At 65.5% G+C, this 19,263-nt stretch carries 17 protein-coding genes and 1 riboswitch; of the genes, 8 read left to right on the forward strand and 9 right to left on the reverse strand.

Going from position 1 to position 19,263, the window contains the following annotated elements:
• Positions 1-60 precede the first annotated feature (60 nt).
• A riboswitch (glycine riboswitch) is annotated at positions 61-151 on the reverse strand.
• 61 nt (positions 152-212) lie between these two features.
• Positions 213-548, reverse strand: a complete 336-nt coding sequence (locus tag QMB55_RS03290) for a cupin domain-containing protein (RefSeq protein ID WP_497587235.1) — start codon at positions 546-548, stop codon at positions 213-215.
• 7 nt (positions 549-555) lie between these two features.
• Positions 556-1,134: a hypothetical protein gene (locus QMB55_RS03295; protein WP_497587236.1), complete on the reverse strand. Its 579-nt coding sequence runs from the start codon at positions 1,132-1,134 to the stop codon at positions 556-558.
• 223 nt (positions 1,135-1,357) lie between these two features.
• Between QMB55_RS03295 and putP the strand changes: the two genes are divergently transcribed.
• Complete coding sequence (gene putP / locus QMB55_RS03300; RefSeq protein ID WP_497587237.1) at positions 1,358-2,848, forward strand: sodium/proline symporter PutP; 1,491 nt, start codon at positions 1,358-1,360, stop codon at positions 2,846-2,848.
• Between the two features lie 55 nt (positions 2,849-2,903).
• On the opposite strand, the gene QMB55_RS03305 is transcribed toward putP, so the two are convergent.
• The gene (locus QMB55_RS03305; protein WP_497587238.1) at positions 2,904-3,662 is read right to left on the reverse strand and encodes a GNAT family N-acetyltransferase; all 759 of its coding nucleotides are present in this window, start codon (positions 3,660-3,662) and stop codon (positions 2,904-2,906) included.
• 146 nt (positions 3,663-3,808) lie between these two features.
• On the opposite strand from QMB55_RS03305, the gene QMB55_RS03310 reads away from it, so the two are divergent.
• A complete protein-coding gene (locus QMB55_RS03310) occupies positions 3,809-4,834 on the forward strand; it encodes a DUF697 domain-containing protein (RefSeq protein ID WP_497587240.1) in 1,026 nt (341 codons plus the stop codon).
• Positions 4,835-4,843: 9 nt separating this feature from the next.
• On the opposite strand, the gene QMB55_RS03315 is transcribed toward QMB55_RS03310, so the two are convergent.
• The 3 genes from QMB55_RS03315 to QMB55_RS03325 are packed head-to-tail and all read right to left on the reverse strand — an operon-like array spanning position 4,844 to position 5,899.
• Positions 4,844-5,173, reverse strand: a complete 330-nt coding sequence (locus QMB55_RS03315; RefSeq protein WP_497587241.1) for a DHCW motif cupin fold protein — start codon at positions 5,171-5,173, stop codon at positions 4,844-4,846.
• 43 nt (positions 5,174-5,216) lie between these two features.
• On the reverse strand, positions 5,217-5,549 hold the full coding sequence (locus QMB55_RS03320; RefSeq protein ID WP_497587242.1) for an SMR family transporter: 333 nt from the start codon (positions 5,547-5,549) through the stop codon (positions 5,217-5,219).
• Positions 5,546-5,899: a hypothetical protein gene (locus QMB55_RS03325; RefSeq protein WP_497587243.1), complete on the reverse strand. Its 354-nt coding sequence runs from the start codon at positions 5,897-5,899 to the stop codon at positions 5,546-5,548. Before QMB55_RS03325 ends, QMB55_RS03320 begins: the two co-directional genes overlap by 4 nt.
• Positions 5,900-5,976: 77 nt before the next feature.
• Here QMB55_RS03325 and QMB55_RS03330 point away from each other — a divergent pair, with 77 nt between their 5' ends.
• The 3 genes from QMB55_RS03330 to QMB55_RS03340 all read left to right on the forward strand — a co-directional run bounded on the left by QMB55_RS03330 (position 5,977) and on the right by QMB55_RS03340 (position 10,063).
• Positions 5,977-6,609, forward strand: coding sequence for a LysE family translocator (locus tag QMB55_RS03330; RefSeq protein WP_497587244.1), 633 nt, complete (start codon positions 5,977-5,979; stop codon positions 6,607-6,609).
• A 174-nt stretch (positions 6,610-6,783) separates the two neighbouring features.
• Positions 6,784-8,805, forward strand: a complete 2,022-nt coding sequence (locus QMB55_RS03335) for a 7TM diverse intracellular signaling domain-containing protein (RefSeq protein WP_497587245.1) — start codon at positions 6,784-6,786, stop codon at positions 8,803-8,805.
• Positions 8,806-8,896: 91 nt separating this feature from the next.
• Positions 8,897-10,063, forward strand: coding sequence for an alpha-hydroxy acid oxidase (locus tag QMB55_RS03340; RefSeq protein WP_497587246.1), 1,167 nt, complete (start codon positions 8,897-8,899; stop codon positions 10,061-10,063).
• 22 nt (positions 10,064-10,085) lie between these two features.
• On the opposite strand, the gene rlmD is transcribed toward QMB55_RS03340, so the two are convergent.
• Positions 10,086-11,387, reverse strand: coding sequence for a 23S rRNA (uracil(1939)-C(5))-methyltransferase RlmD (gene rlmD / locus QMB55_RS03345; RefSeq protein ID WP_497587247.1), 1,302 nt, complete (start codon positions 11,385-11,387; stop codon positions 10,086-10,088).
• Positions 11,388-11,419: 32 nt separating this feature from the next.
• Positions 11,420-12,193, reverse strand: coding sequence for a tRNA (5-methylaminomethyl-2-thiouridine)(34)-methyltransferase MnmC2 (gene mnmC2, locus QMB55_RS03350; RefSeq protein WP_497587248.1), 774 nt, complete (start codon positions 12,191-12,193; stop codon positions 11,420-11,422).
• Between the two features lie 437 nt (positions 12,194-12,630).
• Here mnmC2 and QMB55_RS03355 point away from each other — a divergent pair, with 437 nt between their 5' ends.
• The 3 genes from QMB55_RS03355 to QMB55_RS03365 are packed head-to-tail and all read left to right on the forward strand — an operon-like array spanning position 12,631 to position 17,638.
• A complete protein-coding gene (locus QMB55_RS03355) occupies positions 12,631-13,629 on the forward strand; it encodes a DNA-methyltransferase (RefSeq protein WP_497587249.1) in 999 nt (332 codons plus the stop codon).
• Positions 13,630-13,652: 23 nt separating this feature from the next.
• Positions 13,653-15,662 carry an McrB family protein gene (locus QMB55_RS03360; RefSeq protein WP_497587250.1) on the forward strand — a complete coding sequence of 670 codons (2,010 nt, stop codon included), beginning with the start codon at positions 13,653-13,655 and terminating at the stop codon, positions 15,660-15,662.
• A complete protein-coding gene (locus tag QMB55_RS03365; protein ID WP_497587251.1) occupies positions 15,662-17,638 on the forward strand; it encodes a DUF2357 domain-containing protein in 1,977 nt (658 codons plus the stop codon). Before QMB55_RS03360 ends, QMB55_RS03365 begins: the two co-directional genes overlap by 1 nt.
• Positions 17,639-17,866: 228 nt before the next feature.
• Here the strand turns inward: QMB55_RS03365 and QMB55_RS03370 are convergent, their stop codons facing one another.
• On the reverse strand, positions 17,867-19,261 hold the full coding sequence (locus tag QMB55_RS03370; protein WP_497587252.1) for a sensor histidine kinase: 1,395 nt from the start codon (positions 19,259-19,261) through the stop codon (positions 17,867-17,869).
• Between the last annotated feature and the right edge of the window lie 2 nt (positions 19,262-19,263).

Consider the following 19,263-nt stretch of genomic DNA (forward strand, 5'->3'; position numbering starts at 1 on the left):
ACGCGCCTTGCCCCATCGGTGGACGCCGCAGCGGGTGCGAGCGTCGCTCTCCAGAGTTTCAGTGCACAAACGGTCCTTTTGCCTGAGCGTTTCCGGGTGGATTGCGCCTTCGGCGGCGGCCCCTCAGGCCGCGCTCTCCCCTTTGCCGCGGGCACTATACGCGCACACGCTTTTCTGCCGCAAGCACCCAACACACTGCGCCAGGCGGCAATTCAAGCGGCGTAAAACACCGCCAGCCAGACCGTTGCCTCGTCGGGGGTCGTCCACTCGACGCGGTGGCGGCGGTGCGGGGCGATGTCGACAAAGTCGCCCGGCCCGAGCCGCCGCGCCTCGGCTTCGTCGGCAAAGCGCAGGCGCGCCGCCCCGCGCAGGACGACGACCCACTCGCCCTCGGGCTGGTCGTACCAGAAATCCGGCGGGCTGCACTGGCCGGTCGACACGATGCGCTCGATACGCACGCCGGGATGGCGCATCAACTCGGCGAACGCCTCCTCGGCGGCCGGCGGGCAAGGCAGGCCGGTCAACAGGTTGCCGGCAGTGGCACTCATCGCCGGCTCAAGCGCGCAGCGTCACACCGAATACCGGCGTCTGCCCGGCCGCCCCGACCGAGAGGCTGAAGTTCGCCTGGTTGTAGGCGATCTGGCGTTCGACGACGCCCGCGTAGGCGGCGGCATCGTTGCCGGCGCGGGCGTAATCGGCGGCAAAAACGCTTTGGCTGTCCGCCGCGCGCTGCAGCGAGTACTGCGCTGAAAGCGCCGCGAACTGCTGTTGCAGGGCCGGGTCTTCGGCCAGCGCCGCCTCGATCTTGTCCTTGTCGCGGTGGGCGTTGCCGACCCGCAGCTTGCCCTCGAAATCGCTGCTGACGACCGGCGCAACGCTCAGGTCGACGCCGCGGGCGGCAAGCTTCTGGCGCAGGGTATCGGCAAAGTTTGCCGTCTCGCGCGACAAGGACTCGCGGGTGAATTGCAGCGACGACGGATTAAGCCGCCCGGCCTGGGCGACGGCGATCGGCGCCTCGGCCGGCGCGCTGCTCGCCGACTCGCTCGCCGCCGTGGCGCTCGCGCCCAACGCCCGCCCGACGCTGGCAAGCGCCGACAGGGCCGAAAATGCAGTCGAGATGGCTTTCAGGTACATGGAAGGTCTCCGGTGCGTGGTCATCGCCCGCAGCAGGATTCATGCCACATCTGCGACATTTTGCCGTTTCCGAGTCCGCAGATCAGCACCGCCCTCTTGCATTTCAGGCCGCATCGCGCGAGACTCGCGCGCTTGCCTGCGCGCCGGCCTTGCCGCCGTCATCGGCCGTACCCGGCAAGCCCATAACTCGAACAACACGCCCGATCCAAGAGAGGAGCCCTGCATGAACCTCACCGACCCGACCGTGGTCACCTTCGGCATTTACCTGCTCGCCATGTTGCTGATCGGCTGGCTGGGCTATCGCAGCACCGCCAACCTGTCCGACTACATCCTCGGCGGCCGCAGCCTCGGCAGCTTCGTCACCGCGCTCTCCGCCGGCGCCTCAGACATGAGTGGCTGGCTGTTGATGGGCCTGCCCGGCGCGATCTACCTCACCGGCATCAGCGAGTCGTGGATCGCCATCGGCCTCACCCTCGGCGCCTACCTCAACTGGCGTTTCGTCGCCGCCCGCCTGCGCCTCTACACCGAGCGCGCCGGCAACGCGCTGACCCTGCCCGACTACTTCGCCAGCCGTTTCGAGGATCGCAGCAACCTGCTGCGCATCCTCACCGCGCTGGTCATCCTCGTTTTCTTCACCATGTACTGCGCGTCCGGCGTGGTCGCCGGGGCGCGCCTCTTCGAGAACATGTTCGGTCTGCCCTACGTCACCTCGCTGTGGGTCGGCGCGGCGTGCACCATCGCCTACGTGTTCATCGGCGGCTTCCTTGCCGTGAGCTGGACGGACACCATCCAGGCCTCGCTGATGATCACCGCGCTGATCCTCGCGCCGGTGGTCGGCTACTTCGCCGTCGTCGGCGGTTTGCAGCCGCATGAATCCTTCGCCGCGATGATCGCGCCGGACAAGCTCGACCTCTTCAAGAACGCCTCCTGCGTCGGCATCGTCTCGCTGATGGCCTGGGGCCTCGGCTACTTCGGCCAGCCGCACATCCTGGTGCGCTTCATGGCCGCCGAATCGACCGCCGCGATCCCCGCCGCGCGCCGCATCGGCATGACCTGGATGGTGCTGTGCCTGGGCGGCGCGATCGCCGTCGGCTTCATCGGCATCCCCTATTTCATCGCCCACCCCGAAGGCGCGGTGGCAGTGACCGCCAACGCCGAGACGGTGTTCATCGAGATCGCCAAGCAGCTCTTCAACCCGTGGATCGCCGGCCTGCTGCTCGCCGCCATCCTCGCCGCGGTGATGAGCACCCTCTCCTGCCAGCTGCTCGTCTGCTCGAGCGCGCTCACCGAAGACGTCTACCGCACCTTCCTGCGCAAGAACGCCAGCCAGCGCGAACTCGTGCTGGTCGGGCGGATCATGGTGCTCCTCGTGTCGCTCGTCGCCATCTGGATCGCCGGCAACCCCGAGAGCAAGGTGCTGGGCATGGTCGCCTACGCCTGGGGCGGCTTTGGCGCGGCCTTCGGCCCGGTCGTCATCCTCTCGCTGTTCTGGTCGCGCACCACGCGCAACGGCGCGCTGGCCGGCATCCTCACCGGCGCGGTGACGGTCGTGGTGTGGAAGCAGTACGGCTGGCTGGGCCTGTACGAGATCGTCCCCGGCTTCGGCTTCGCCTGGATCGCCATCGTCGTCGTCAGCCTGCTCGGCCAACCCTCGGCCGCGATGCGCGAAAAGCACGCGGCAGTCGACGCCGAAATGCGCCAGCTCGGTGCCTGAGGTTTTCCCCGCAATGAAAAAAGCCCGCTCCGGCGGGCTTTTTTGTCTCTGGCACTCAGCCGCGCAGCTTGAGGATGGGCGCGGTCAGCGCCGAGAGCGCCACGCGCTGCCGACCTTCGGCGTTGAAATTCTCGGGCGCCAGCCAGCGCTCGAAGGCGGCTTTCAGCGGCGACCACTCGGCGTCGATGGCGGCATACCACGCGGTGTCGCGGTTGCGCCCCTTGCTCACGATCGCCTGCCGGAAGACGCCCTCGAAGGAGAGGCCCAGGCGCTGCGCCGCGACGCGCGACGGCCCGTTGAGCGCGTTGCATTTCCACTCGTAGCGGCGATAACCAAGCTCGAAAGCGCGCTGCATCATCAGGAACATCGCCTCGGTCGCCGCCGGGCGGCGCTGCAGGCGCGGCGAGAAAAGCAGGTGGCCGACCTCGATCGAACCCGCCGCGGGCGCGATGCGCAGGTAGCTCGCCACCCCGACCGGGGTTTCGTCGGCCCGATCGACGATGGCGTAGAACAGCGGATCCTCGCTCGCCGCCTGCTGCGCCACCCAGGCCCGGTAGGCGGCAAAATCGGCGAAGGGGCCGTAGGGCAGGTACGTCCACTGGTGCCCCGCGGCATCGAGCGCATTGGCGGCGTACAGCGCCTCGGCGTGGCGCGCGGGGTCGAGCGCTTCGAGCCGGCAATAGCGCCCCGACATGGGCTCGCGGGAGGGCCGCGGTGGCGGCGTCCAGTCGCCCACGCACAGGCCGACCGGCTGGCCGAGCGCATTGAGTTCCGATTCCAGCACCACTTGAGTCCCCAGAATTTCCATCGTCATTTATCTTCCCATGCCGCTCGCGTGTTTGAGGGGGGTGAATTCTGCGTCTGTTCGCATCGTACCGCGCCGCGGTTACCAAACGCCACAAGGCTCCGGCCTCAGCGGCGGTATACTGGCCCGGCCCATCGCATCGACAGGAGTGTCCCATGCCGAACCCCGTCCGCAGGCTGCTGGCCTGCGTCGCGCTGGCGATCGTGGGCTACTTTGTCGTCTCGCTCGTCGCCACGCTCGCCCAACTCGCCAATGCCGCCGAACTCGCCCTGCCGGGCGCCGGCCGGCCCGTCTTCTGGGGGCTGACCGCCGTTTTCGCCGCCCTGCTCGCCGCACCGCTGATCCTCTGGCGGCGCCTCCCCGCGCCGCTGCAGCCGCCCGCAGCGGGCGATCCGGCGGCGCTCGCGGCCTACCGCGCTGCCCTGCTGGCGCGCCTGCAAGGCCACCCGCGGCTCGCCGCCGCGCCGCCGCAAAGCGAGGCCGACCTGCCCGCCGCGCTTGCCGTGCTCGACGCCGAAGCCGAGCGCCTCGTCAAGGAGGCCGCCGGGGCGGTCTTCGTCAGCACCGCGGTGATGCAAAACGGCCGCCTTGATGGCCTGCTCGTGCTGTTAAGCCAACTCCGCCTGGTGTGGCGCGTCGCCGCGCTCTACCGCCAGCGCCCATCGCCGCGCGAAATGCTCACGCTCTACGCCCAGGTCGGCGGCAGCGTACTGGTGGCCGACAGCGTGCAGGAGATCGACTTCGCCGAGCTAACGACGCCGATCGTGACCGCGGTTTTCCCGTCCCTGCAAGGCGGCATCCCCGGCCTGCAGGGCGTTTCCTCGCTGCTGGTCAACAGCCTCGCCAACGGCGCCGCCAACGCTTTCCTGACCCTGCGCGTCGGCCTGCACTCCAAGGCTTACTGCGGCAGCCTCGCGGCGCCGCCGGCAGGCGAAGTGCGCCGTGCCGTTTCCGCCGAGGCGCTCGTTCTCGTCGGCGGCATCGTCAAGGCGAACGGCCAGCGCATCGCGCAGCGCGTCTGGGGCGTTTTCAAGGATTCGTTCACGCAGGCCACCGAGGCCACACTGCACGGCACCAAGCAGGCGCTCAACCGCACCGCCGACGCCACCGGCCAGGGCGTGCGCCTCGTCGGGCGCCAGTTCGGGCACGGCTGGAAGCGCGTCAAAGGCGTGCTGAAGTAAGCCGCAACGTTAATCAACGATGAACAGCGTCGCCCCGACGGCGGTGCGCGAACGGTGCGCCTCGGCGCCATCGGCCACCTGATAGCTCATGCCGGGGGTGAGCACGAAGCACCGCCCGTCTTCGAGTTCGGTTTCGAGTTCGCCGGCCAGGCAAAGCAGGATGTGGCCCTTCGAACACCAATGGTCGGCGAGGTAGCCGGGCGTGTATTCGACCCGCCGCACGCGCACGTCGCCGAACTGGCGCGTGCGCCAGTAGGCCATGCCGGTGTCACCCGGGTGTTCGGTGGCTTCGACGGCCGACCAGTCGGTAATGCCGAAAGGAATGTCGCTCATCTTCATTGCGATGATCTCCGTCTGCGTTTTCAGTGTTTCAGTGGCCGGCTCAGTGGCCTGAACTCTTGGAAAACAGGTTGAGCACCAGCACCCCGGCGACAATCAAGGCCAGCCCCAGCAGCGTCGGCGCATCGAGCGCCTGCTTGAAGAACAGCCAGCCGATGAGCGCGATCAGGGCGATCCCGACCCCGGACCAGACCGCGTAGGCGACCGCCACCGGAATCGATTTCAAAGTCAGGGAGAGGAAGTAGAACGCCGCCGCATACCCGGCCACGACCAGCAAGGACGGCCACAGCCGCGTAAAGCCTTCGGACGCCTTGAGCGCCGAAGTCGCCGCCACCTCGCTGACGATGGCGACGCCCAGGTAAAACCATGCATTCATGGGCGTTCCTCCTTGTCTTTGGGCTCGCCCTGAGTGCCGCCGAGCGCGGCCAGCGCGCGCGCCAGCCCCCAGTTGAGCCCCAGCCAGAGGACGGCGAAGAACAGCCAACCGAACACGCTCGGCGCGCACCAGCCCCAACCGCACGCGCCCTGATTCTCGAGCAGGCCAGGAATGCCCAGCGCATGCGCGGCATAAATCGAAAGAAAGGGCAGCATCAACACGACGCCCACCGGGGTATCGAGGTAGCCCGGCCAGATCAGCGCCGGCGCGGCCAGCAAGGCCTGCGCGCCGACACAATACGCAAAACACCGCCCGACCCGCATCCACACGTCCTTTCCGTTGCCAGCCATCCGCCACCATTCACCGCGACACCCGCCACCGGGCATTACAATATCACCCTCCGTTCTTCTTGCCGCCGGCCCGCCGCATGACGCTCATCGCCCCCGAAACCCTGTTCGCCTTTCTCGGCGCCGCCGTCCTCGTCACCCTCTCGCCGGGCCCGGACAACTTGCTGGTGCTCTCGCTCGGCATCGCCCGCGGGCGCCGCACCGGCGTCGCCTTCGGGCTCGGCTGCGGCCTGGGCTGCCTGAGCCACACCCTGCTCGCCGCGCTCGGCGTCAGCGCCCTGATCGCCGCCTCGCCCACTGCCTTCTGGCTGCTCAAGCTCGTCGGCGGCGCCTACCTCATCCATCTGGGCGTACAGGCGCTCAGGAGTAGTGGACGCCTCGACGCCCCGGACGAGGCCAGCGCGCCCGACTCGAGCGTGAGACTCTTCGCCCGCGGCCTCTTCGCCAACGCCATCAACCCCAAGGTGGTGCTTTTCTTCCTCGCCTTCCTGCCACAGTTCGTCGATCCCGCGCGCGGCGACGCCGCCGTGCAGATCGCCCAGTTCGGGCTCGTGTTCACCCTTCAGGCCGCCGTTCTCTTCGCCCTGCTGGGCCTCTTCTCCGGCCACGTCGGCGCCTGGCTCAAACGTCACGGCCGCGCCGGGCTGTGGCTCGACCGCATCGCCGGCACCGTCTTTGTCGGCCTCGGCGTCAAGCTCGCGGTGGGTAACTGATTGGCGTAATCGGACGTCATCGACTCCGGCGAGACGGAGCGAAAAATGCGACAATCCTCGCCCAGTGGGGGCCAACCGATCCGGCTGTCGCAGGACAGCCAAAGCGCGGTCGTGCCGCCGTCCCGGCGCGGTGAATAGGCCGCGCATCCTTGCTCGACGCTGCGAGAAAACGCCATGCGCCTCAATCCGCGCGCCCTGTTTTCGCTGTCGTTCATCCTGCTGGCGCTGCTCGCGCTGGCGGCCTGCATCGCCCTGCGCATCGAAGAAACGCAGTCTTTTTCCGCGCGCCAAGGCGTGCTCGACCTGCGGAGTCACGACCTCGACCGGCAGGCGAGCGTCGACTTCGGCGGCGAATGGGCCTTCTACTGGCAACGGCTCCTCGGCCCCGAGGATTTCGCCGCCCCCGCGCCCCCGCCGCCCGACGCCTTCCTGAACCTGCCCGGAAGCTGGCAGGACCTGCCGGTCGGCGGCACCCCCATCTCCGGCAACGGTTACGCCACCCTGCGCCTGACCATCCTCGCCGACCCCACGCAAACCCTCCAGGCGTTGCGCATCGATGCGATCTATTCAGCCTATCGCCTGTGGGCGAACGGCCAACTCGTCGCCCAAAGCGGGCGCGTGGGCACTTCGCTCGACACCGAGGCGATGGAACATTCGCTGCGCCTCGCGCCCCTGCCCCAAGCCGTCGACGGCAACCCGCTCGAACTCGTCCTGCAAGTGTCGTGCTTCCATTTCGACCGGGCGGGAATCCCCACCCTGCGTCTCGGCCGTCTGAACACGCTCGAAGCCGCGCAGCACCGCATCTGGGGCTTGGCCTGGTTCGCCGTCGGCACGCTGCTGCTGATGGGCGTCTATCACATCGCCCTGTTCGCGCTCCACCGCAAGAACCCCGCGCCGCTCTTCTTCGGCCTCTACTGCCTCGTCTGGACGGGGTTCGTCCTCTCCAACGTGACCAGCGACTGGGCCATTCGCGTCTTCTTCCCCGAACTCGACGGCGAATGGCTCTTCCGCAGCACCCTCTTCTTCTACGCCCTCACCGCGCCACTCAGTTACCACGTCTTCCGTTCGCTCTACCCGCAGGAATTCCCACGCCTGCCGCTGCAGGTCTTCTGGGCGCTGGGCGCCGCCTACGGGGCCATCACCCTCTTCGCGCCGACGCGCCTGAGCGCCCTCTGGCTGCCGGCCTTCCACCTCGTCGTCCTCGCCCGTGCGCTCATCTTCCTCTGGGGGCTCTCCCGCGCCACGCAGCGCGGTCGGGAAGGCGCCAGCATCGTGCTCGCCGGCTTTATCGTCTCCTGCCTGCTCAGCTTCAACGACATCCTCAGCTCGATCAACGTGCTCCAGACGCCGCGCCTGATGCACCTCGGCATGCTGTTCTTCATGCTGGCGCAGGCGCTGGTTCTGGCCCGCCATTTCACCCTGCTGTTCACCCAGGTGGAAAAGCTCTCGCACGACCTGGCGGCACGCAACCTCGCCCTCGAACAGCAAATCGCCGAACGTAGCCGTCTGCAGCGCGAAGTCGTCTCGATCAGCGAGAACGAACGCCGCCGCCTCAGCCACGAACTGCATGACGGCCTCTGCCAGCAATTGACCGGCGCGCGCCTGCAGAGCGCGGCCCTCGAAAACGACGGCCCCGAAGAGGCCTCCCGCCAACGGGCCCAAGCCAGGCTGTCGCAGCTTCTGGCCGAGTCCGTCGACCATGCCTACCGGCTCTCGCGCGGTCTGTGGTCGCTCGGCCCGGAATCGAGCGACATCGGCCAAGCCCTCTCGACGCTGGCGCGGACCCAGTCCGAGGCCAGCGGCATCCCCATCGAGCTGACCCTGAACCCGGCCTGCGCCCAATGCTCGGCCACGCACGCGCCGCAGATCTACGGCATCGCGCGCGAAGCCGTCGTCAACGCCATCAAGCACGCCCGCCCCCGGCGCATCGACATCGCGCTCGATTGCCGCCCAGGCAGGGTAGAAAAAGCGATCGTGCTCTGCGTCCGCGATGATGGCTGCGGGCGTGCCCAGGGCCGCGTTCCGACGGACGAGGACGCCCCGGGGCTGGGCCTGCGCATCATGAGCCATCGCGCGCAAATGGTTGGCGGCGAATTCCACATCGACGACGCTCCGGGCGGCGGCACGCGCATCACCTGTCGCATCCCCTGCCAACCCCAGCCGGAACACGCCGCAGCGCCCAATCCTGCGGCTTAGCCTGCCGCCACGCCCTCGCGTTTATGTCCGCCGAATGCCGCACCGGACAAAGCCGGCTACAATGCCCGTTTCAATTCCAATTGCATCATCCATGCCTTGCCTTTCCGCGCTCGACCGCGTTCTGAACATTTCCGACCTGCAAGCCCTCGCCCACCACCGCGTGCCGGCCTTCGCCCTGGCCTACCTCGAAGGCGGCGCCGACGACCAGCGCAGCCTAGCCTGGAACCGCAACGTCTTCGACAACTGGCGCTTCCTGCCGGACACTTTGGTCGGCGCAGCCCAGCCCGAACTCGAAACGCCGCTGCTTGGCACGCCCTCGGCCCTACCGCTGATCGTCGCCCCGACCGGTTTCAACGGCATGCTGCGCCACCAGGCCGACATCCTCATCGCCCGCGCCGCACATGCAGCCGGCATTCCGTTCACCCTGAGCACCGTTTCCAGCGCGTCGATCGAGGACATCGCCCAACACGCGCCCGGCGGGCGCTTCTGGTTTCAACTCTACGTGCTGCGCGACCGCGGCATCACCCGCGACCTGCTCGCCCGCGCCCAGGCCGCCGGCTGCGAAACGCTGGTCGTCACCACCGACTGCGCCCACTTCGGCAACCGCGAGAGCGAACGCCGCTTCTTCCGCGCGCCGATGAAGCTCACCGTGCCGGCGATGCTCAACGTCGCCCGCCACCCGGCGTGGACGCTCGACGTGATCGGTGGCAGCCGCGGCGTACCGGGCTTCGGCAACCTCGCCCCCTACCTCTCGCCCGAAGCGCGCAAGAGCGGGCGCGGCGCCGCCTTCATCGCCTCCGAACTCGACCCGACGCTCTCCTGGGACGACCTCGCCGCGCTGCGCGCGCAATGGCCCGGCAAGCTCGTCGTCAAAGGCATCCTGCACGCCGCCGACGCGCGCCGCGCGCAAGCGCTCGGCGCCGACGCCATCGTCCTCACCAACCACGGCGGTCGCCAGCTCGACAGCGCGATCTCGCCGATGGAAACGCTGGCCGACATTGCCGACGCCTGCGGCGAAGCGCTGGAGATCTACATCGACGGCGGTTTCCGCCGCGGCACCGACGTCGCCAAGGCGCTGGCCCTCGGTGCCCGCGCCGTCATGCTCGGCCGCCCGCTGCTCTACGGCGTCGCCGCCGCCGGCCAGCCCGGCGTCGCCAAGGCACTCGACATTCTGCGCAGCGAACTGACGCGCACACTGGGATTGTTGGGCGTGCCGCGCGTCAGCGAACTCACGCGCGCGCACCTGCGCGCGGCGTAATTTCCGCCCAAAGAGACCGACGCTACGCTTTCTCAAACAGCGCGATCGACTCAACGTGCGAGGTGTTGGGGAACATGTTGACCACGCCGGCGCCGAGCAGGCGGTAGCCTTTTTGCGAGACGAGGATGGCCGCGTCGCGCGCCAGCGTGGAAGGGTTGCACGAGACGTAGACGATGCGCCTCGGCGCCTGCTCCGGGTCGATGGCTTTGACCAACTCGAGCGCGCCTTCGCGCGGCGGGTCGATCAGCATCTTGTCGAAACGGCCGAGCGCGGCGAGCGATTCGGGCGTGGCTTCAAAGAGATTGGCGACGCCGTATTCGACTTTGTCTGCCAGCCCGTTGGCGGCGGCGTTCTCGCCGGCGCGGCGCACCAGCTCGCGGCTGCCCTCGACGCCAACCACCTGCGCGCCCAAGCGGGCGATGGGTAGGGTGAAATTGCCGAGGCCGCAGAACATGTCGGCGATGCGCTCGCCCGGGCGCGGGTCGAGCAGCGCCATGGCGCGGCGCACGAGCACGCGGTTCACGGCGTGGTTCACCTGCGTGAACTCGGTCGGCGAGAAAGCATGTTCGATGGCGTATTCGGGCAGCGCGTAGGTCAGGCGCGGGCCTTCGAGCGGGTAGAAACGGTAGGCCGTCGCCGGCCCTTGCGGCTGCAGGTAGAAGACGACGTCATGGCGGTCGGCGAAGGCCTTGACCCGCGCCTCGTCGGCGGCGGTGAGCGCTTCGAGGTTGCGCAGCACCAGCGCCGTGATGTGTTCGCCGACGGCCAGCTCGACCTGCGGCATGGCGGCGCTGATCGACAGCCCGGCGACCAGATCGCGCAGCGGCACGAGCAGCTTGGAGACGTGCGGCGGCAGGTTCGGGCAGGTCGTCATGTCAGCGATGTAGCTGCTCTTCCGCTCGTGGAAGCCGATCAGCATCCCGCCCTTCTTGGCGACGAAGCGCGCCGCGAGGCGGGCGCGGAAGCGATAGCCCCAGGCCGGGCCGTGGATCGGCGCGTAGAGCTGCTCGGCGCGCAGGCGGCCGAGGTGCCAGAGGCTGCTTTCAAGCACGCGCTGCTTGGCGGCCACCTGCGCCGTCGAGTCGAGGTGCTGCATGCTGCAACCGCCGCAGCTGCCGTAATGCGGGCACTTGGGCGCCACCCGGTCGGGCGAAGCCTTGAGGATGCGGTCGGCCTGCGCGACCTCGTAGTTCGGTTTGCGGCGGAAGCTGGTGTATTCGACCTTCTCGCCCGGCAACGCGCCCTCGACGAAAATGGTTTTGCCCTCGAGGCGGGTGATCCCGCGTGCCTCGTGGTCGAGCGATTCGATGATACCGATCGGCATGCCGCGTTCCTGAACGAAAAAAGGCCGTTATTTTAGCTGCTTACGCCCGCCGGCGGAACGTTGCCACCCGCCTCGTCAGCCCCCATTCGCCGCCCGACCAGCATCTCACGCTTGCCGGCAAACCCCGGCCGGCGTTCGAGCGCAAAGCCCGCCGCCGCCAGCGCCCGACGCAGCCAGCCGGCCACCGACCACGTCGCGAGGCTCGCCTCCGGCGCCGCGCAGCGCGCCAGCGCGGCGCAGATTTCGGGCGACCACAACTCCGGGTTGCGCGCCGGCGAAAAACCGTCGAGGTAAAGCGCATCGGCGGCAAGGTCGAGCACGGGCAACACCTCGCAGGCATCGCCGAAAAGCAGCGTCAGGCGCAGCGCCCCGCCTGCCAGCGCCAGCGTGTGCGCCCCCGGCGTCAGCGCCGGCCAGGCCGCGCACAACTCAGCCGAGAGCGCCGCCGCCTCGGGCCACGCGGCAAACCAGCCGGCGTGCGCCCGCGCCAGGTCGGCGGCCTCAAAAGGATGCTTCTCCACCGAAACGAAATCGAGCCGCGCACAGCGCGCCGGATCGGCCCGCCACGCCGCCCAGGTGGACAGGAAATTCAGCCCCAGGCCAAAGCCCGTTTCGAGCACGGTAAAGCGCGCCCGCCCCGCCCAGCGCGCCGGCAGGCCGTTGCCGGCCAGAAAGACATGCCGCGCCTGCGCCGGCCCGCCCTGCGCCGCGTGATACACGTCGCCATACGCCGAAGACACGGGCGTGCCGTCGGCGGCAAATTCGAGAACGGCAGGCTGGAGCGCGGCGGAAATGGCGGAAGGCATGGGCGATGCGGGGCCAAAAGGGGCGAGTGTGGGGGAAGGCCCGCTGGGCTGCAAGCGTGGAGCGAGCGCGCTCACTGTTTAAGGCATGGAGATGCCAGCGGCGCACTGACCTTCGAGACGTTGAGGTTCAATGGTCAGTGAGCTGAGGAAAACGGACAATCAATCAAGGAGCAATCGGGCGGCAGATCGGCCTTTGCTGTCGTAGCCCTTCCCGCCGGCTATGGCCGCTGTAGATTGGTCACCTGCCGCCAAATGCTACGACTCTAAACCGCGGTGCCATGTGACCCCGGTGCCATGCTGGTCGTTTCGGCGGGGCGGCGTTTTGGCCCCTCGTCTCGCTTTGTCAGTCTGGTTCCGTCGCATAGAATAGCAGGTTGCTAAACAGCGCGTCTTGCCCCTCGGCTGACACGGGACGCGCTCAAAACACAGGAGCAACGATGATCGAAATATCGGCCGATGCAGAGCCGCGCAAGACAGCCAAGAAGCCAGCCAAAAAAGCCGCTGACGCTCCGCAGCGGCCGAAGACCAAAGCCAACCAAGCTTTGGCCCCGCAAGTCGCCCCCCCGGATATCTTCCTGACGCCGGCTCTCCAAGAGGCTGCGTTCTATAGAGACGAGCATACACTCATCTTCAACATGGACGTGCGCGAGGCGATGCGGCATCTCGCTGAGAGCGGCGTCTTCGTCAATTGCATGGTGACGTCCCCGCCGTTCTACGGCCAGAGGGACTATGGAGCCGAGGGCCAGATCGGCTTGGAAGAACATCCGTCTCAGTTCATCGCGCAGCTCGTCGATTGCTTCGAGTCCTGCAAGCCCGTGCTGGCGGAAAACGGCAGCCTGTGGGTCAATCTCGGCGACACCTACTGGAGCGGGAAGGGCGAGCATAAGAGCGGGGAAGTGAAGCAAAGCGCCCGGCGTTTTGGGTTGCGTCCGCAAGACAAGAAGGGCGATGGCATGCTGTGCAAGCCGAAGCAACTTCTGCTGATACCGCATCGCTTTGCAATCGCGATGCAAGACCGGGACTGGATCGTGCGAAACGACAACGTCTGGGTTAAGCCGAACCCGATTCCGGACCAAGTGCGGGATCGCTGCTCGATGTCGCACGAATATGTTTTTCACCTAGTAAAGTCGCGCTGGTATTATTTCGACAAGGATCCCGTCGGCCAGAAATCCGCCAGCGGCTCAGTTCTCCCGCCGCAAGACACTTGGGAAATCGCCCCGGCTCGCAGCAGCCACAAGCACAAAGCGCGTTTCTCCGAGGAGTTGGTGCGGATCCCAATCCTATCGACGACGCCGAAGAACGGCATCGTTTTGGATCCCTTCGCGGGAAGCGGGACAAGCTTGGCTTTTGCGAAAAAGAACGGATTCCGAGCGATCGGGATCGATATCAAACGCGAGTTCTGCGAGCTGATGGTCGAGCGCTTGGCCGACCGATAATATCGAAAACAAGGGGGTGGGAAGTGGCTCAGTATTTGACGGCAGCGAGGATCAAAGCGGCGGTTGATAGCCTAGCGGATACAAAAGGCAAGGCCACTCTAATTGACTTTCTGATTCTGAAGCGGACGCTCGCAATCAAGAAGGCCACGAAGGTGGCAATCACGCAAGGCGAGCCAGCTTACATTCAAGCTTCTCAAGAACTGATCGCCGTTTGGAGCAAGACGAAATTCGATCTGAAGGCCGAGCGCGAGGTTTTCAATGTCTTCGCTTCCCTGGATAAGAAACTCGGTTTTCGCAGCGGAAAATATATTTCAAACGGAACGGGTAGCACGATCGGTGGAAACCCGTGGCAAACCGTCGTTAGTCTGACGGGGGACTCGCCTCGCTTAGCAAGCTTGCGCGATGACTACGAAGGGCATCTGGCAAACTTGCTGCTCAAGGAGGCTCCGAAAACCGATAAGCCGAGCCTCTACCAATCCGCGGTTTGGCGCCTGCGCCGCACGGACGTTGAGCCGCTCCTCGCGAGCCTGACCGAAGCTGCGGGGCGCGCGAAGGCTCTGCGCGATTATTTCGTGGCGGAGTGCGGCCTTACGCAAAAGGAAATCGACGCCCTGTTCTCTGACGCGGGGCCGGGGATCGAAGACACGGATTTGACCGACAAGGCGGCGGAGCCGGCCGATTATCTTGTCGGCTTGTCGGCTTCTGTCGTTGCCGATGCTAGCTCGAACCCTGATTTATGCTCGTTGGAACTCGTGGCTGCTCTTGCGGCCAAGCCATTTGTCATCCTGACCGGCACTTCCGGCACCGGAAAGTCGCGTTCGACGTTGAAGCTGGCGGAGCAGTTGCAAGAACACTACGGCGCCAGCGTGAAGGGGCAAATCTTCCAGCTCGTTCCCATTGGGCCGGATTGGACCAGCCCGAAGAAGCTGCTGGGCTACCGCACGCCCTTCGGCCGGGAGCGTCTCGGGAAGGACGGCAAGCCGACGAACGAGAGCTACGAGATTACCGAGACGCTGCGCGTTATCTTGCGCGCGTGCCATCCCGATTCGACTAAGATCCCGCACTTCCTGATTTTCGACGAAATGAATCTCTCTCATGTGGAGAGGTATTTCGCGCCGTTCCTGTCGCTGATGGAAGCTTCGGCGATTCTGGACGACGACGAAAACGCGCCCATCATCGACAGCCATTCGCTCGTCGTTATCAGCGAAATTCTGGACGCTGAAGACAAGGATTCGCCGGAGGCGGAGTCGGCGAGTTTTCTCGTGGCGAACGATCAGCCCTTGAAGCTCCCTCCGAATCTCTTTTACGTCGGCACGGTCAATATTGACGAGACGACCTACATGTTCTCGCCGAAGGTACTCGATCGGGCGCATGTGCTCGAAATCAAAGCCCTAACTCCGACGGAGTATCTGAGTGGGGCGGCGACCGAAGCCCAAATCGGGATCGGGGCCGCGAACGACCTCTTGCGGGAAGCGATCGACGACCGTGAGACGGGCATCCTCGAAGCGGGCGGCATCGCGTCAGTCTTAAATGTGCTGGCGGCTAAGCATGGCTTCGACGAAACCGCACTGGAAGGGGCAAAGGCGCTGACGTTGAAGGCGTTGGACGGCTGCTTCAAGTTGCTTGCGCCGGTCGGATTCGAATTCGGCTATCGCGTCGTCAAAGAAGTTCATCATTACATGCTGGCATGGTGCAAAGTCCAGCTTGCGCTTGGTCTGGCCCCCGCTGCTATTCTTGATAAATGGATCGAGGGCTTGGACTTGGCGCTGTTCCAGAAAGTCCTGCCGAAGATTCATGGCAACAGGGCGGCGCTGGGCGACAGTTTGAAAGCTCTTGCAGCGTTCCTCGTCGGTTCGAACGAGGCGAACGATCCGCCCGCCAAGTATGCTCTGGGTATCGACGCCGTCTTCGGCATTCCTCCGGGCTCCGAAATTTCCGTGCCGGCTGGTGTCCGTTTCAAGCGCTCTATCGACAAGCTTAACGACATGCATACCCGACTGATTTCGCGCAATCACGTTTCGTTCGTGAAGTGATGGAGCCCCTTGCCCTTCATCGGGCAGTGTTCGCCTTTCCCTCGGGCGTGGCTATCGATATCGAGTCGGCGCTCGGGCATGGCGAGAAGCTCGAAATCCTGCCTCCGCAGCCCCATTTATCCGGGGCGGAAGCAGAAACCGAGGCGGAAGCGCTGGCGTCAGGCGGGATATTGCCGATGTGCTGGCGTGATGCCGGCGCATTGTTCGAGCGCTTCCAACTGCGCGAAGACACCGATTATTTCGTCGATATCACGCTTCCGCTGGCTCAGGCGGAGTCCGAAAAGCGTTCCGTGTCCCACGCAGCTTGGCCGTTCGATGCCCGCCTCGCGAGCGCTTTCAAGCGGGATCCGGCGCGGCGCTGGAAAGCTCTTTCGAAGGGCGGGAAAGAATTCACCGTCATTACTGGGCAGCTTCGGCTGCGCTCTCATGCCGGGATCTTGGCTCTCGGAACGGAGTTCGGCGAAACGCTGTTCGCCGAAGTGGCCTGCCGTAAATTGCGCTACTTCGAAGAGTTCAAAGAACTCTTGGATTGCTTGGCCGACGAGCTCGCGGAGCTTCTGCTCGCTTACGACAGTCCCGTTTCCCTGACATTCGGCACGACGGAGCGCTTGGCTGAGAACGATGCCGCCTTGCATTTCCTGATGCGGCGGGTGATGGCAGCCGGGCATCTGCCTTCGGCTGCTGAGGAGATCGCCTCGGCACCTCATGCCCGGATGTTCGACGTCGTTGAGACTGTTCCGATCGAGGAGATCGAAGAGCCGGACACTGAGCTGATTGTCGATGGCCTTGATATTTCCGCCTTGGGTAGTGGCGGGCCTCTTGCCCGATTTTTCGGCGGATACACCCCGAAAGAGCTGCCACAGCGGGATATCCGAGAGTCGGTCGATACTCCTGAAAATCGATACGCGAAGGGCTTCCTCGAGCATTGCCGTGATATCGCCAACACGCTTGAATTCAAGATGGCCGCGCGCAAGCGGAAGGCGGCCCAGCGCGAGGCCCGGGCGTGGAGCGCTCAGCTCGACGAGATGTTGCAGCGCAGCTTGTGGAGAGAGGTCGGTCCATTCACTCAATTCCCCGGAAACTCGCAAGTCTTGCAGCGCAAGCGCGGCTATAAAGATCTCTTCAAGCTCGACGTTTCCCTCCGAGCCAGTCTGGCGCTTTCCTGGAAAGAAGGCGCCCAGGTGGCCGACGGGTTGGCCGGCGACGTGCGCCCGGTCAATCAGATCTATGAGTATTGGTGTTTCTTCGCTCTGCGCAAGATCCTTCAAGAGTTTTGCAAGGAAACGGGCGGCGGCAACTTCATCGTCGTGTCGAAAGACGGTCTGCGCATCCAGCTCGCTAAGGGCAAGCGGAGCGAGTGCCGCTTTGAATACACGTCGTCAAGCGGCGCGGTTGTAAAAGTCAGCCTTTTCTACAACAAGAAGTTTAGGCGCCCGAAGTCATTGACGAGCGGTTGGAGCGGCAGCTATACAGCCGCGTTCGACCCTGATTTCAGTGTTCACGCTCAATCGAATATGGCCGGGACGCAATCGCATTGGCTGCATTTCGATGCGAAATATCGCCTTGAACGACGGGAAATTGAGGATATTTTCGACGGAGGGCCGGACGAAGAGGAATCGGCAGAGGGCGGCGACGACGGAACGGCCTATGAAACCGAATTGACTCGGGTTCACAAGCAAGACGACCTGTTCAAAATGCATACGTATCGAGACGGCATTCTCAGCTCGCGGGGCGCATACATCCTGTTTCCTGGAGACGGGGCGGGCGGAAAGATTGAACAGCCCGGGCAAAATCTTTTCATTCGCCACCCAAGCGCCTTTGGCGGAACGCCTGCATATAAAATTCCGAGCGTTGGGGCTTTCGATCTGACGCCGAAAGGGTCGGCGCTTCAATCTGCGGCGATCAAAGAATTGCTCGTCGCAGCGCTGGAAAACGCGGCGCGTGGATACGGCGAGGAAAAAGGTTTTTTCGCTTAAAAGGCCCCGAGATAGATAACTTTTAAAAAATTATGGCCTCTGCGTCCGCAGAAATGTTCGCTGATTTGAGCGCCAGGGTCGAATCCAGAGTCGTAGCATTTGGCGGCGGGTAACCGATCTACACCGGCCATTCCCGGCTGCATAGGCTACGGCAGCAATGGCCGACTTTCTTCCATCGCCCCTTCGGCAGCTTCCAGCACGGCATACTGGCTGTACCTCCACCGCCACCTAAACCGCCGGAAACCCCACCCGCGCCTCCAGCCCCACGGGCAAGCCATTTTCAAGGCGGTTGCTGAGGGTGATCTCGCCGCCGAGGGTGTCGACGATTTCCTTGCAGATGGCAAGGCCTAAGCCGGTGCCGTGGTGCGAGAAGCTGGCGAAGGGCGAGAACACGCATTGTTGCTGGGTGTCGGGGATGCCGCCGCCGCTGTCCCAGAGGCAGAGGGTGGCGCGGCCGTCGCGGCGGGCGATGTCGATGCCCAGGCGCCCACCTTCCGGGGTGTGGCGGATGGCGTTGGAAAGCAGGTTGCGCAGGAGTTCGCCCACCAGCCAGGCGTTGCCCATGAACTGCGCTTCTTCGCCGGTGATTTCAAAGTCGAGGTTCTTCTCGGCGATCAGCGGCGAGAGTTCGAGCACCGCGGCGCGCGCCAGCTTGTCGAGGTGGCAGCGCTCGAACGGCCCGTGCGAGCGCTGCTGTTCGATCTTGGCGAGCATCAGCATCTGGTTGGCGAGCAGCACGGCGCGGTCGACGGTGGCTTCCATCTCGCGCATCACGTCCTGCGCCGGCACGTCGCCGCGCAGGCCGGACTGGAGCTGGGTCTTGAGCACGGCGAGCGGGGTGCGCAGCTGGTGCGAGGCGTTGGCGATAAAGCGTTTCTGATAATTGACGAGGCGGCCGACGCGCGCCATCAGCGCGTTGAGCGCGAGGATCACGGTGTTCACTTCGCGGATGGTCGGGCGCAGGGTGATCGCCGAGAGGTCGTCGACCGAGCGCTGGTCGAGTTCGCGCCGCAGTTCGTAGAGCGATTTGAGGCCGTGCTTGAGCGAGACGAAGAGCGCGCCGGCCACGAGCGCGAGCAGCAGCCCCTGGCGCAGCAGGGTGTCTTCGAGGATGTCGCGCGCCGAGGCTTCGCGGATGGCGAGCGGCTCGGCCACCTGGATCACCACCCGCCCCGTCTCGTCGCCGGAGAAGACCGGCTGTTCGAGGACGGCAACGCGCATCGGCTGGTCGCGGAACTCGGTTTCGTAGAACTGGACGACGGCCGGGTAGGCGGCGCGGCGCGGGAAGTCGCCCTGATAGACGGGCAGGTCTTCGTCGCCCGAGATCAGCTCGCCCTGGTGGGTGCTGATGCGGTAGTAATAGCGCCCGGACTGCGCTGCCTCGTAGATTTCAAACAGCGCCAGCGGCAGCGAAACGCGGAAGCGCCCTTTTTCGTAGCGCACCGCGTCGCCGACGGCGTGCGCGGTGGCGAGCAGGGTGCGGTCGTAAGCCGCGCCCACCGAGCGCAGGGCGTTGCGGTAGAGGGCGAAGGTGTCGACGGCGATGATCAGGACGACGGGGATGAGAATCCAGGCGAGGACGTAGCTGCGCGCCGAGTAGACCGTCCCCGCGCCGGCGTTCATGG

The organism is Propionivibrio sp., assembly GCF_041441355.1.
Lineage (GTDB): Bacteria > Pseudomonadota > Gammaproteobacteria > Burkholderiales > Rhodocyclaceae > Propionivibrio.

What these genes read in the sequence shown, in the direction of transcription:
- QMB55_RS03290 (WP_497587235.1), bottom strand. Translation starts at nt 548, where the DNA reads ATGAGTGCCACTGCCGGCAACCTGTTGACCGGCCTGCCTTGCCCGCCG.
- QMB55_RS03295 (WP_497587236.1), bottom strand. Translation starts at nt 1,134, where the DNA reads ATGTACCTGAAAGCCATCTCGACTGCATTTTCGGCCCTGTCGGCGCTT.
- putP (WP_497587237.1), top strand. Translation starts at nt 1,358, where the DNA reads ATGAACCTCACCGACCCGACCGTGGTCACCTTCGGCATTTACCTGCTC.
- QMB55_RS03305 (WP_497587238.1), bottom strand. Translation starts at nt 3,662, where the DNA reads ATGACGATGGAAATTCTGGGGACTCAAGTGGTGCTGGAATCGGAACTC.
- QMB55_RS03310 (WP_497587240.1), top strand. Translation starts at nt 3,809, where the DNA reads ATGCCGAACCCCGTCCGCAGGCTGCTGGCCTGCGTCGCGCTGGCGATC.
- QMB55_RS03315 (WP_497587241.1), bottom strand. Translation starts at nt 5,173, where the DNA reads ATGAAGATGAGCGACATTCCTTTCGGCATTACCGACTGGTCGGCCGTC.
- QMB55_RS03320 (WP_497587242.1), bottom strand. Translation starts at nt 5,549, where the DNA reads ATGAATGCATGGTTTTACCTGGGCGTCGCCATCGTCAGCGAGGTGGCG.
- QMB55_RS03325 (WP_497587243.1), bottom strand. Translation starts at nt 5,899, where the DNA reads ATGGCTGGCAACGGAAAGGACGTGTGGATGCGGGTCGGGCGGTGTTTT.
- QMB55_RS03330 (WP_497587244.1), top strand. Translation starts at nt 5,977, where the DNA reads ATGACGCTCATCGCCCCCGAAACCCTGTTCGCCTTTCTCGGCGCCGCC.
- QMB55_RS03335 (WP_497587245.1), top strand. Translation starts at nt 6,784, where the DNA reads ATGCGCCTCAATCCGCGCGCCCTGTTTTCGCTGTCGTTCATCCTGCTG.
- QMB55_RS03340 (WP_497587246.1), top strand. Translation starts at nt 8,897, where the DNA reads ATGCCTTGCCTTTCCGCGCTCGACCGCGTTCTGAACATTTCCGACCTG.
- rlmD (WP_497587247.1), bottom strand. Translation starts at nt 11,387, where the DNA reads ATGCCGATCGGTATCATCGAATCGCTCGACCACGAGGCACGCGGGATC.
- mnmC2 (WP_497587248.1), bottom strand. Translation starts at nt 12,193, where the DNA reads ATGCCTTCCGCCATTTCCGCCGCGCTCCAGCCTGCCGTTCTCGAATTT.
- QMB55_RS03355 (WP_497587249.1), top strand. Translation starts at nt 12,631, where the DNA reads ATGATCGAAATATCGGCCGATGCAGAGCCGCGCAAGACAGCCAAGAAG.
- QMB55_RS03365 (WP_497587251.1), top strand. Translation starts at nt 15,662, where the DNA reads ATGGAGCCCCTTGCCCTTCATCGGGCAGTGTTCGCCTTTCCCTCGGGC.
- QMB55_RS03370 (WP_497587252.1), bottom strand. Translation starts at nt 19,261, where the DNA reads ATGAACGCCGGCGCGGGGACGGTCTACTCGGCGCGCAGCTACGTCCTC.